The 12,199-nt window shown below is 58.9% G+C and carries 10 protein-coding genes and 1 riboswitch; of the genes, 9 read left to right on the top strand and 1 reads right to left on the bottom strand.

Translation table 11 applies throughout. From position 1 onward, the window contains the following. Position 1: 1 nt before the first annotated feature. The 9 genes from OH720_RS14105 (at position 2) to OH720_RS14065 (ending at position 11,347) form a co-directional block, all read left to right on the top strand. Positions 2 to 2,218 (top strand): DUF3604 domain-containing protein, encoded by a 2,217-nt coding sequence (locus OH720_RS14105; protein ID WP_272606122.1) that lies wholly within the window; start codon positions 2 to 4, stop codon positions 2,216 to 2,218. 68 nt (positions 2,219 to 2,286) lie between these two features. Further along, complete coding sequence (locus OH720_RS14100; protein ID WP_272606121.1) at positions 2,287 to 2,418, top strand: hypothetical protein; 132 nt, start codon at positions 2,287 to 2,289, stop codon at positions 2,416 to 2,418. 165 nt (positions 2,419 to 2,583) lie between these two features. After that, positions 2,584 to 4,296: a copper resistance system multicopper oxidase gene (locus OH720_RS14095; RefSeq protein WP_272606120.1), complete on the top strand. Its 1,713-nt coding sequence runs from the start codon at positions 2,584 to 2,586 to the stop codon at positions 4,294 to 4,296. Between the two features lie 10 nt (positions 4,297 to 4,306). Continuing rightward, the gene (locus OH720_RS14090; RefSeq protein WP_272606119.1) at positions 4,307 to 5,170 is read left to right on the top strand and encodes a copper resistance protein B; all 864 of its coding nucleotides are present in this window, start codon (positions 4,307 to 4,309) and stop codon (positions 5,168 to 5,170) included. A 364-nt stretch (positions 5,171 to 5,534) separates the two neighbouring features. After that, complete coding sequence (locus OH720_RS14085) at positions 5,535 to 6,581, top strand: RHS repeat-associated core domain-containing protein (protein ID WP_272606118.1); 1,047 nt, start codon at positions 5,535 to 5,537, stop codon at positions 6,579 to 6,581. A gap of 412 nt (positions 6,582 to 6,993) precedes the next feature. Further along, positions 6,994 to 8,160 (top strand): DUF1624 domain-containing protein, encoded by a 1,167-nt coding sequence (locus tag OH720_RS14080; RefSeq protein WP_272606117.1) that lies wholly within the window; start codon positions 6,994 to 6,996, stop codon positions 8,158 to 8,160. Between the two features lie 33 nt (positions 8,161 to 8,193). Further along, positions 8,194 to 8,388, top strand: a riboswitch (cobalamin riboswitch). 144 nt (positions 8,389 to 8,532) lie between these two features. After that, positions 8,533 to 9,546, top strand: coding sequence for an ABC transporter substrate-binding protein (locus OH720_RS14075; RefSeq protein ID WP_272606116.1), 1,014 nt, complete (start codon positions 8,533 to 8,535; stop codon positions 9,544 to 9,546). A gap of 8 nt (positions 9,547 to 9,554) precedes the next feature. Continuing rightward, positions 9,555 to 10,559, top strand: a complete 1,005-nt coding sequence (locus tag OH720_RS14070; protein ID WP_272606449.1) for a FecCD family ABC transporter permease — start codon at positions 9,555 to 9,557, stop codon at positions 10,557 to 10,559. Continuing rightward, positions 10,556 to 11,347: an ABC transporter ATP-binding protein gene (locus OH720_RS14065; protein WP_272606115.1), complete on the top strand. Its 792-nt coding sequence runs from the start codon at positions 10,556 to 10,558 to the stop codon at positions 11,345 to 11,347. Before OH720_RS14070 ends, OH720_RS14065 begins: the two co-directional genes overlap by 4 nt. 7 nt (positions 11,348 to 11,354) lie before the next feature. Here OH720_RS14065 and OH720_RS14060 read toward each other — a convergent pair whose 3' ends face one another. Continuing rightward, positions 11,355 to 12,158 carry a helix-turn-helix domain-containing protein gene (locus tag OH720_RS14060; RefSeq protein ID WP_272606448.1) on the bottom strand — a complete coding sequence of 268 codons (804 nt, stop codon included), beginning with the start codon at positions 12,156 to 12,158 and terminating at the stop codon, positions 11,355 to 11,357. Between the last annotated feature and the right edge of the window lie 41 nt (positions 12,159 to 12,199).

Raw genomic sequence — 12,199 nt, 5'->3', positions numbered from 1 at the left:
TATGAAAAACCCTACACACTTCAGCGCGCCCACACTGCTCGGTTGCGCCGTGCTGACGGTCAGCGCGCTGGCATTGGCAGAGGGCAACCCGGATCGTGAGGTTTACTTTGGCCAGACGCACTCGCACAGCTCCTGGTCGATCGATGCCTACCTGATCGGCAACCACCAGGTCGATCCCGAGCAGACGTACCAATACTCACTTGGGATGCCGATCAAGCATCCAATGGGGTTTGAAGTGCAACTCAAGGGTCGCCCGCTGGATTTCCATGGCGTGACCGACCACTCGGAATACGTGGGCGTGATCGCGCTGGCCAACGATCCGACGTCAGACTTCAGCAAGCTGCCCATCGCGCAAAAGCTGATTGTCAAAACCCCGGAAGATTTCAACCGCGTGTTCAAATGGATCGCCGGCAGCTTGAGCCACCCGATCAAGGAGCTGATTGATCCGAAGGTTGCCGGCAATATCTGGCAGCAGAGCATCGCCATCGCCGACAAGTACTATAAGCCCGGCAAGTTCACCACGTTTGTCGCCTATGAATGGACCTCCGCCCCCAACAATCAAAACATGCACCGCAATGTGTTTTTCCGCGACTCGAAGAAGGTGCCGGACCTGCCTTTCACCGCCCTCGATTCGGACAAACCGGAAGATTTGTGGGGCTGGATGGACGATCAACGCAAAAAAGGCAACGAGGTGCTGGCGATCTCCCACAATGCCAACCTCAGCAACGGCCTGATGTTTCCGGTGGACGTCGATGACCGTGGCCGCCCCATCGATGCCGCCTGGGCCGAGACGCGGATGCGCAATGAATCCCTCACCGAGATTCACCAGGTAAAGGGCACCTCGGAAACCCACCCCGAACTGTCGCCTACAGACGAATTTGCCAATTATGAAATCATGAGTTTCCTGCTCGGCCTCGACAACAGCACGTCGAAACTCAATGGCAGTTACATCAGGCAAGCCTGGCAAAACGGCATGGCGTTGCAGCAAGCTCGTGGATACAACCCCTACAAAATGGGCGTGGTCGGCGCCAGCGACTCGCACAATGGTGTGATTCCTTATTCGCAGAGCTACAACTTTGGCTCCCACGGCTTTACCGACAGCACCCCGGCGGCGCGTCTTTCCGACAAACAGAACTCGGGCATGATTGCCCTGCAAACCAGCACCTCCGGTCTGGCCGGCGTCTGGGCCGAAGAAAACACCCGTGAATCGATCTTCGATGCCATGAAGCGTAAAGAAGTCTATGGCACCAGCGGCGTGCGTATCCCCGTGCGCCTGTTTGGTGGCTGGGGTTTCGACAGCAGTTTGTGGAATGAAAAAGACTGGGTGCATGCCGCCTACGCCAAGGGCGTTCCCATGGGGGGTGACTTGCCGGCAAAACAGGGTAAACAGACACCGTCTTTCGTGGTGTGGGCGGTCAAGGATGTCGACGATGGCAACCTCGACCGAATCCAGATCATCAAGGGCTGGACCAAAAACGGCCAGGCCTTCGAGAAGATCTACGACGTTGCCTGGTCCGGTGATCGCCAACCGGACCAGGCCACCGGCAAAATCCCGCCGGTGGGCTCCACGGTCGATGTTTCCAAGGCGACTTACACCAATACCATTGGTGCCACCGAGCTGAAAAAAGTCTGGGTCGATCCGGATTTCGATCCGGCCCAACACGCGTTCTACTACGCCCGCGTGCTGCAGATTCCGACCCCGCGCTGGAGCACCTATGACGCGGCCAAGCTGCAAGTACCGCCGCCGGCCGACGTCTCGGCCACTGTCCAGGAGCGTGCGTGGACCTCGCCCATCTGGTACACGCCGACAGTTGAGGACAGCAAGCTTGTAGCGGCTGGCAAAACCATCGATCAGCTGAAATCCGAAGGCGCCAACGCACTCACTAATGAGCAACTGCAAGCCTACGTGGTGGGCAAAACCATCAAGGTGCGTAATACCGTCACCGGCCAGACGTTCGAGGTCGTCTATGGCAGCGATGGCCAACGCCTGGTCACCAGCGTCGATGGCAAGCCACCGACGCAAGGGGAGTATTTGAACATGCTGCATGACGGCCAGTTTGGCGTGCCGGCCAAATATGAAATCAAGGACGGGCACCTGGTGACAACAATCGGCGGCACACCCTTCGAGGCCACGGTATTCGAGCAAAACGGCACATACATGGCGGCTCGCAGCAACGAGTTCGGCTATGTGAATTATGAGGTTGAGGAGGTCAAGTAGCGCCGATTCTCTGCTTCTTTGGCGAGCCTTCATCGGCTCGCTTTTTTTTGCCCATGCAGGTTCTGCGAATGACTTGCAACACATCCTGGTTACTGCTGATCGCTGCCGGATTCCTGGAGATTTTCTTTGCGGTCGGGCTGAAATCCGCGAGCGGCCTTGAACGGCCCTGGCTGCTGGGCAACCTGATCCCCCTGCACTGACTGCCGTCACACATAACGAAGCTGTCAAAACCGTAATCTTCAACTCAGCCTCATGAAAGCTTGAGCCCATTAATCTCCTCCTCGAGCTGACTGGCTTTGCCCGTCTGACTTCGCCTCAGCGTCTCCTGTTTTCACTGTCATCCGACTGACCGGGAACCAAGCAGCATGCAATCTCAAACTTCAAGACGGACTTTTGTAAAGGGACTCGCCGCTGGCGCAATGCTCGGAGGCCTCGGGCTGTGGCGCTCGCCCGTGTGGGCGGTGACCAGCCCCGGTGAGGCGAATGTGTTGGCCGGTACCGACTTCGAGCTGTTCATTGGCGAAACGCCGGTCAACATCACCGGCAACCCGCGCGCGGCCATGACCGTCAACGGCGGCATTCCCGGCCCGTTGCTGCGCTGGCGTGAAGGCGACACGGTCACGCTGCGGGTGAGGAACAAACTCGATACCCAAACCTCCATCCACTGGCACGGCATCCTGCTGCCGGCCAACATGGACGGTGTGCCCGGCCTGAGTTTTCAAGGCATCGAACCGGGTGGCCTGTACGTCTACCAGTTCAAGGTTCGGCAGAACGGTACTTACTGGTATCACAGCCATTCGGGGTTCCAGGAACAATCGGGCGTCTACGGCCCGCTGGTGATCGATGCGCAGGAGCCGGAGCCGTTCCAGTACGACCGTGACTACGTGGTGATGCTCAGCGACTGGAGCGACGAAGACGCAGTCGGCTTGATGAAGACGCTGAAAAAACAATCGGATTACTACAACTACCACAAGCGCACCGTGGGCGATTTCATCCACGACGTCAGCGAGAACGGTTGGGGGGCCACGGTCGCCGATCGAACGATGTGGGCCGAAATGAAGATGAACCCCACGGATTTGGCCGACGTCAGCGGTGCGACTTACACCTACTTGTTGAACGGCCAGGCACCGGACATGAACTGGACCGGTGTTTTCCGTCCCGGGGAGAAACTGCGGCTGCGTTTTATCAACGGCTCCGCCATGACCTACTTCGACGTGCGTATCCCCGGTGTGAAAATGACCGTGGTCGCGGCAGACGGTCTACATGTCAAACCGGTAAGCGTCGACGAGTTTCGCATCGCGGTGGCGGAGACGTTCGATGTGATCATCGAGCCGACCCGGGATGTCCATACCCTGTTCGCCCAGTCGATGGATCGCACTGGCTATGCCCGCGGCACGCTGGCGGTGAAGCCAGGTCTATCGGCGCCGGTACCACCTCTGGACCCGAGACCGTTGCTGACCATGGATGACATGGGTATGGGCGGCATGGATCACGGCAGCATGGGCGGCGACATGAAGGGAATGGATCACAGCTCGATGCAAGGCATGGGCGATATGCAGTCCCATCCCGCAACGGAGCGCAACAATCCACTGGTGGACATGCAGGCCATGACCCCCTCGCCCCGGCTCGATGACCCTGGCCTCGGCCTGCGCGACAACGGTCGTCGCGTCCTGAGCTATGCCGACCTGCGCAGCAGCTTCGAAGACCCGGACGGCCGCGACCCCAGCCGCACCCTGGAACTGCACCTCACTGGCCACATGGAGAAGTTCGCCTGGTCATTCAACGGCGTGAAATTCTCCGATGCCGAACCCTTGCGCTTCAAGTATGGCGAGCGGGTTCGGGTGGTGCTGGTCAACGACACGATGATGACTCATCCCATTCACCTGCATGGCCTGTGGAGCGACCTCGAAGACGAGAACGGTGAGTTCATGGTACGCAAACACACCATCGACATGCCACCTGGCACCCGGCGCAGCTATCGGGTCACGGCCGATGCCCTCGGTCGCTGGGCTTATCACTGCCATCTCCTGTATCACATGGAAATGGGCATGTTCCGTGAAGTTCGCGTGGAAGAATGAGGCGCTACCCATGACCAGACTCACACTTGGCGCGTTGGCACTCGTGACCGCGAACCTGGCGCCCTCGTCGGCATTAGCCGCCACCGAAGGCATGCACAACATGGATCACAGTCAGATGCAGGGCATGGATCACAGCCAGATGCTGCCTGCTGCGCCCACCGAAAGCCGCACGCCGATCCCGGCGTTGACCGATGCCGACCGCGCCGCCGTATTCGTCAGCCCCGATGGCCATGAGGTCCATGACTCCACGCTCAACCATTACTGGCTTGCCGACAAACTCGAATGGCAGGACGCTAATAACGGCAGCGCCCTGGCCTGGGATATCTCGGGCTGGATCGGAGGAGACATCGACCGCCTGTGGCTGCGTTCCGAAGGCGAACGCACCAACGGCAAGACCGAAGAGGCGCAAGTCCAGGCCCTCTGGGGCCACGCCATCTCCCCGTGGTGGGACGTGGTAACCGGCATTCGCCAGGACTTCAAACCCGGCGACCCGCAAACCTGGGCGGCGTTCGGCGTGCAAGGCATGGCCTTGTACAACTTCGAATCCGAAGCAACGGCCTTCATCGGTGAAGGTGGCCAAGCGGCCGCGCGACTGAAAGGCGAGTACGACATCCTGCTGACCAACCGACTCATCCTGCAGCCAACCGCCGAACTTGATTTCTATAGCAAAGACGACCCGCAACGAGGCATCGGTTCCGGCCTGTCCAGCAGCGAAGCGGGCCTGCGCCTGCGCTATGAAATCCGCCGGGAATTTGCGCCTTACATCGGCGTGACCTGGAACCGCGCCTATGGCAAAACCGCCGACTATGCCAACGAAGACGGCGAGGATCGCAGCGACACACGCCTGGTACTCGGTGTTCGGCTGTGGTTCTAGAGCGCGTCAACCTGACCCGCAATATGAGTGCGCATGTCCGCCCCAATCCTCCCGTGTTCACCCAACTCCGTTACGCCGCGCGCGCCTCTGGCATTGCGCCCCTGGCCCTGGCAGTGCACATGCTTGCGACCTGTATGGCCTTCGTTGCCCCCCTGCCTGCAAGAGGCGGAACAGATTGAACAGGCAGAGACGGGAAGCTCTGTTACCCTGGTTTTTCCACCTCTTTTCCGTCTATCAGAGCAATAGGCAGTCAGCCACAAGTAATATTTATGAGACGGAACACTAGCAGTTCTGATAGTTCTACTGCGTAAGGAAACAGTTAATACTTCGGGGGGCAAGTGTACTAACCATTCGGAGCGCTCCCATGCCACAACTCCCGCATATCCTGCTCTGCCAGTACCGCTATGACCCTCTGGATCAGCTGACCGGCCACACCGTCACGGATACCGCTGAGCGCCAGCGCTTTTATTGCAGAAGCCGCTTGGCGACCGAGATTCAGGGGGTGCTGTACCTTTCAATAATCCAGAACGATGGCCAACTGTTGGCACAACGGCAAAGCGAGGGTGATTTGATTGGCACTGCTCTGTTGGCAACCGGGCAAGAGCGTTCGGTGTTGAACACGCTCAAGAGCGATTGTCAGCCGCAACCCTCCAACTACTCACCTTACGGCCACAGTCCGTTCGAAAGTGGCTTGCGGAGTCTGCTGGGATTCAATGGCGAACGGCCAGATCCGGTAACGAGGCACTACTTATTGGGGAATGGTTACAGAGCGTACAATCCGGTGTTGATGCGATTCAACAGCCCGGACAGCTGGAGTCCGTTCGGTAAAGGCGGGTTGAATGCGTATGCGTATTGCTTGGGCGATCCAGTGAATCAGACTGATCCAACGGGGCATGGCATTGATATCACCGGACTCGTACCTACGGTACTTCGATACAGAGGGAAACAGCCCCTCAAAATTGTACAGAAACATATACCTACCGAATCGATACCAGCCGAACCCTGGGGAAATTCATTTGATATCAGCAAAAGCACCATGAAGCTAGATGACTACGCAAGAGAAGCTAAAACAGCTCACGCCGAACAAAACACCATACTGCGTGAAATGCACGCCGAAATTAATTATAATTATGACTCAATATCGATACCGAAGAACAAAAGCTTCAATTTTTTTGATCAAGCTAGAAAACGAGTTCTTGACACGACAGTGAACCAATTTGGATATCCTGATCTCGCCTATCGAGAACTAAAAAAAATAGCCGGCCGTGGGAAAACCTCAAAAACAATCCGCAACTTTAAATACGGCAGCAACCATTCATTGCTAACAGAGTGGGAAGGCGACGTAATCGAAGCAAATAAAATATTAAAAGAAGTGGCAGCAAGAATAAAAACACTGAGAGAAGGAACATAGCTAAACGGCGGAACAAAAGGGACACCCATTAGCCGATTTTAAGTCAAGCCCAAGAGCAAACTCGCCCTTAGCTTTTAACTGCAGGGTTTCGCTTCATTGGCTAAGACCGAATCGTACCTGACCCCCATGTGGATCAAGCGGTGGTGATACAGAAACAAGCACTGCCCTGGCAGTTAACTGCCCCACAGAAACGTTGACTCCACCAGTGTGTCCAACACGTGTCACTTTACGCGTCAGGCATACGAGGCGAAGCTGGCAACGTCGGCAAAGCGCTCGATGTCAGCACTAGACAGGCACCGCAACATCCGTAGTAAAAACGCCCACAAGTCGGCACTGTATGTTACGTTATATCAACGCGCTAGCTGTTAATTGTTACCCGACAGCGTGACCCACCCCCTGCCTGCGACTCTCAATGACAAACCTTGTTCAGATCCCGCCCATCACCAGCCTGAGCCAACGCCTGATGTCCATCGATGCCCTCAGGGGCCTGGTGATCATTTTCATGCTGCTGGATCACGTGCGCGAAACGTTCTTCCTGCACCGCCAGGTCACCGACCCGATGCTCATCGACAGCACCGAGCCGACGTTGTTTTTCAGCCGCACGCTCGCCCATCTCTGTGCGCCGGTGTTCGTTCTTCTCACTGGCCTGTCAGCCTTCCTGTACGGTGAAAAGCACCAGGGCAAGCCGTCGATGTTCCTGTTCAAGCGTGGCCTGTTCCTGGTTGTGCTGGAGTTCACCCTGGTGAATTTCGCCTGGACCTTCCAGTTCCCGCCCACTGTGATCTACCTGCAGGTGATCTGGGCGATTGGCGTCAGCATGATTGCCCTCGCCGTATTGGTCTGGCTGCCTCTGCCCATCCTCTGTGTCCTGGGCCTGGCCATAGTCGGCGGGCACAACCTGCTCGATCCCCTGCACTTCCTGCCCGGATCGGCGCTGCACCTGCCTTGGGCGATTTTGCATGATCGCGGCTGGATCGAATTCTGCGAGCACTTGCGTTTGCGTACCTCCTACCCCGTGCTGCCGTGGATCGGGGTCATCGCCCTGGGTTACGGCATCGGCCCCTGGTTCGCACGCTCAACCTCCGCCCCCGTGCGCCAGCGCTACCTGTTGCTGGCCGGGGCCGGCGCATTGATCGGCTTCATCGCCCTGCGCCTGGTCAACGGTTATGGCGAGGCGCAGTGGGTGGTGCATGAAAGCACCACCCACACCCTCATGAGCGTGTTCAACATCACCAAATACCCACCTTCCCTGCTGTTTTTGTGCCTGACGCTGGGTGTGGGGCTGTTGCTGCTGCTTGGCTTCGAGCGGGCCCGGCAACGCCAGTGGATCAGCATCCTGGCGGTATTTGGCGCAGCACCGATGTTCTTCTACCTGCTCCATCTGTATGTGCTGAAAATGCTGTATGTGCTGAGCGTGGCGTTGTTCGGCCTGAACCAGGGCGACTACTTCGGCTTCGACGGCATAGGGGCCGTGTGGCTGACGGCCGTGCTCCTTGCGGCAATGCTGTATCTACCGGTGCGCTGGTTCGCTGCATTGAAGGCCCGTCGTCGCGATATCGGCTGGCTCAAATACTTCTGATCAGGCGATGGGTTCGCCTCGGGCGGCATGATCGACTACCATGCCGCCGCCGGTTCCCAAATGGGAATAATAGGGAATCCGAGATGCTGCCATCGCATCAAACGGAACTGCCCCCGCAACTGTAGGTGCCGAGCCTGCTCCTGAACTGCCACTGGGATCGATTCCCGGGAAGGCTGGAGCATGCCATGACGCATCAGTCAGGAGACCTGCCGGCCGCAACAATCACTAACCGGCGGGGTGTCCGGGAAGGACATCCTTGCGCGCGCGTCACTCAAGTGACCGGCCTTGCGCTGCTTTTTCAGCAGCGCTCGATGATGTGTTTTCCAGACCTTGCACCCTCGCTGCGTGTACGGTTCAAATGGAGATTGCATCATGCTGCTGCCGCGCTTTTTCGCCCTCGTCACAGGTTTGGGTCTTTCTGCCCTCGCCTACGCCTCCCCTACCCATTACCCGCTGACGATCGAGAATTGCGGCAGCACGCTGACGTTCGCCCACGCCCCTGCGCGTGCTGTGACGATCGGCCAGGCCGGCACTGAAATGCTCTTCGCCCTGGGACTCGGTGACAAACTGGTCGGTACTTCGCTGTGGTTCAATGACGTGTTGGGCAAGTACAAGGGGCAAAACGACAGGATCGAACGCCTGGCCGATAACGAGCCGAGTTTCGAGTCGGTGATCGGCAAACGCCCGGAGCTGGTCGCCGTCGAGCTTGAGTGGATGGTCGGCCCGCAAGGTGCCGTCGCTACCCGCGAGCAGTTTCACGAACTGCAGATTCCAACCTATCTCATGCCCTCGGACTGCGAGTCCAAGGACAACCTGGTGGGCGCCGACGGCACCCGCCTGCAGCCGTTCCGCATTGACAGCCTCTACAAAAGCATCACCCAGCTGGCCGAGATTTTTGATGTGCAGGCCCGCGGGCAGCAACTGAACGCGCAACTGCAGGCCAGCCTGGCCAAATCCATTGCCGCGGTGCAGGACAAAGACCTCACGCACACCAGCGCGCTGGTCTGGTTTTCCAGTGCCAGCCTGGATATCGATCCCTACGTCGCCGGGCACAAGGGCATTCCCGACTTCATGCTGGGCACCTTGGGCGTGCGCAATGTAGTGGAGTCCGACGAAGAGTGGCCAACGGTTGGCTGGGAAACCATCGCCAAGGCCAACCCGACGTTCCTGGTCATCGCCCGCATGGATCGCCGTCGTTTCCCGGCTGACGACTATGAAAAGAAGCTGAATTTCCTGCGCAGCGATCCCGTGACCCGCAACATGGACGCCGTGAAAAACAACCGCATCATCATTCTCGACGCCATGGCCATGCAGGCCAGCGTGAGAATCTTCGACGGTCTCGAAACACTGGCAACGGCCATCAACCGCTACGACCTGCCAAAATGACCGCGACCCTGATTCGCGCTCTGCTGGCGCTGGCGATGCTGCTTGTGGTCGTGATTGCCGGTGTGGCCATCGGTGAAACGCCCATCGAACCCGGTGTGGTGTTCCAGGTGCTGGCCAACAAACTGTGGGCGGCCGGGTATGCCCTCGATCCCATCGACGAAGGCATCGTCTGGAACTACCGCCTGACTCGCGCGCTGGTGGCGGCAGCGTGCGGGGCGGGCCTGGCGACCTGCGGGGTGATCCTGCAATCGCTGCTGCGCAATCCGTTGGCCGATCCCTACCTGCTCGGTATTTCCGCGGGGGCCTCAACGGGTGCGGTGCTGGTGGCGTTGCTGGGTTTGGGGGCCGGGGCGATTTCGATGTCGGTCGGGGCCTTTGCCGGTGCCGTCGCCGCTTTCGCCGTGGTTGTGTTGCTGGGCCGTGCCAGCGGTTCGCCTGGCAGCACCAGCCAGATCATCCTGGCGGGGATCGCCGGGTCGCAGCTGTTCAATGCGCTCACCGCGTTCCTGATCACCAAGTCGGCCAGCTCCGAACAGGCGCGCGGCATCATGTTCTGGTTGCTCGGTAATCTCAGCGGCGTGCGCTGGCCCTCGGTGTGGCTGGCCGTACCGGTTGCAATAGCCGGCCTTGCGGTGTGCCTGTGGCACCGCCGTGCACTGGATGCCTTCACCTTTGGCGCCGACTCCGCGGCCTCGCTCGGCATTGCGGTACGGCCTGTGCAATTTCTGTTGATCAGCTGTGCCGCCCTGGTGACGGCGGTCATGGTGTCGATTGTCGGCTCCATCGGTTTCGTCGGGCTGGTCATTCCCCACGCCGCCAGGCTGTTGCTGGGCACTCGGCATACGCGCCTGCTGCCGGCCAGTGCGCTGGGCGGTGCGGTGTTCCTGGTGGCCGCCGATGTGCTCTCGCGCACGTTGATCAAGGGCCAGGTGATTCCGGTCGGTGTGATTACCGCATTGGTCGGCGCGCCGGTGTTCGCGCTGATCCTGGTCGGTCGGAGGAATGCCCGATGAATGCTGTTGCCCCTGTTATCGACCAAGCCTCGCTGAGTTGCTCCAGCCTCGGATTCCGTATCCGCGACACTGAATTACTGCACGACATCCACCTGGACATTCGCCGTGGCGAAACCCTGGGCCTTGTCGGGCCCAATGGCTCAGGAAAATCCACGCTGCTCAAGCTGCTGGCCGGCGTGCGCCAACCCAGCCGGGGAGCCATCCACCTCAACGGCCAGGAGCTCAAGGCACTGTCACGGCGAACCATCGCCCAGACCCTGGCGGTGGTTGAACAGCACGCCGACACCCTGGACGCGATCAGTGTGTTCGATGCCGTGGCCCTGGGCAGAACGCCGTGGCTGTCGGCCTTGAGTCCTTGGTCGAAAGCGGACGAAGAGATCGTCCATCAAGCCCTGCGCGACGTCGATGCCACGCATCTTTGCCGGCGCACCTGGCGTAGCCTCTCTGGCGGCGAGCGGCAGCGCGTGCACATCGCCCGCGCCCTGGCCCAGCGCCCGCGGATCCTGTTGCTGGACGAACCGACCAATCACCTGGATATCCAGCACCAGCTGGCGATTCTGCAGGTGGTTCAGGCCTTGCCGGTGACCACCGTGATTGCCCTGCACGACCTTAACCAGGCACTCACCTGCGATCGTCTGGCGGTGCTGGAAAAAGGCCGCCTGGTGGCCCTTGGCAAGCCGCTCGAAGTGTTGACCCCGCAACGCCTGCTGGACACCTTCGGCGTCCACGCGCACTACCTCATCGACCCCTTCGACGGCGCGCACATCCTGCGCTTGCGTTCATCCTGACAGGCGTTCACAGGGGCCCGGTCAGATAGCCGATGAACAGGCGAAACAGCTCGGCGTTGGTGGAGATATCGAGGCGCTGGTAAATGTTGTGCTTGTGAACTTTAACCGTGCCTTCCGATATCTTCAGTGCCGCGGCGATCGACGTACTGCTGTGGCCCTGCAGGATCAGTTTGGCGATGTAGCGCTGGGTTTCCGTCAGTTGCCCCTTGAGGATGTGCACGAAAGCATCCTCCGATCTCGCATCCGTATTCTCAACGCCTGCATAAAAATCGCTGTGCCTGAGCCGGCAATGCAATTGCAGCAGGGAATCGATGACCGGTGCCAGGGTTTCCAGCGCCTTCATTTCCGTGCTCAGAAAGGCTCCATTCTTCAGGTTGCGCATCAGCGAATAGACAATCGCGACGCGTGGCTGGACGGGAATGATGAAACCTATTTCTTCAATCAGCGTACCGTACTCGGAAGACACACAGGGATGCAGGTCCTTGGAGATGGAAAAGCCCGATGAAAAGAAACTGTCGGGTGCCAGGTCACTCATCCGCCATAAACCGGCCGGGTGATTGTTGATACAGGCCACATAGAACGGGTCGAGCAGGTAGCCACCGCGAATATAGGCATTGAGCGTCTTTTCGGGGACCGACTTGTTGTAGCCGTTGTGGATCAATATCGGCGCGTGATTGAAGCGGAAGAGATAAGCGCAACTCATATCGAAACCCAATGAGTCTCTCAGGGCCAGATCAATAGCGGCTCCCAGTCGATCCGTGCCCACGGCGTTTATCAGGGTCGATAGCATTCTTGCGTCACAGGCTTTCATGTTCGCTCGCTTGCGCTCCGGAAATCGAGCCACCCCGGTGG

It is taken from the genome of Pseudomonas sp. WJP1 (assembly GCF_028471945.1).
Taxonomy (GTDB): domain Bacteria; phylum Pseudomonadota; class Gammaproteobacteria; order Pseudomonadales; family Pseudomonadaceae; genus Aquipseudomonas.
The sequence above is the reverse complement of the archived record's forward strand: the minus strand, read 5'-3'. Positions and strand labels throughout refer to the sequence as shown.

Bases quoted from the DNA above. Each gene is read 5' to 3' on its own strand.
- OH720_RS14105 (WP_272606122.1), top strand. From the start codon at position 2: ATGAAAAACCCTACACACTTCAGCGCGCCCACACTGCTCGGTTGCGCC.
- OH720_RS14080 (WP_272606117.1), top strand. From the start codon at position 6,994: ATGACAAACCTTGTTCAGATCCCGCCCATCACCAGCCTGAGCCAACGC.
- OH720_RS14075 (WP_272606116.1), top strand. From the start codon at position 8,533: ATGCTGCTGCCGCGCTTTTTCGCCCTCGTCACAGGTTTGGGTCTTTCT.
- OH720_RS14060 (WP_272606448.1), bottom strand. From the start codon at position 12,158: ATGAAAGCCTGTGACGCAAGAATGCTATCGACCCTGATAAACGCCGTG.
- OH720_RS14100 (WP_272606121.1), top strand. From the start codon at position 2,287: ATGACTTGCAACACATCCTGGTTACTGCTGATCGCTGCCGGATTCCTG.
- OH720_RS14085 (WP_272606118.1), top strand. From the start codon at position 5,535: ATGCCACAACTCCCGCATATCCTGCTCTGCCAGTACCGCTATGACCCT.
- OH720_RS14090 (WP_272606119.1), top strand. From the start codon at position 4,307: ATGACCAGACTCACACTTGGCGCGTTGGCACTCGTGACCGCGAACCTG.
- OH720_RS14095 (WP_272606120.1), top strand. From the start codon at position 2,584: ATGCAATCTCAAACTTCAAGACGGACTTTTGTAAAGGGACTCGCCGCT.
- OH720_RS14065 (WP_272606115.1), top strand. From the start codon at position 10,556: ATGAATGCTGTTGCCCCTGTTATCGACCAAGCCTCGCTGAGTTGCTCC.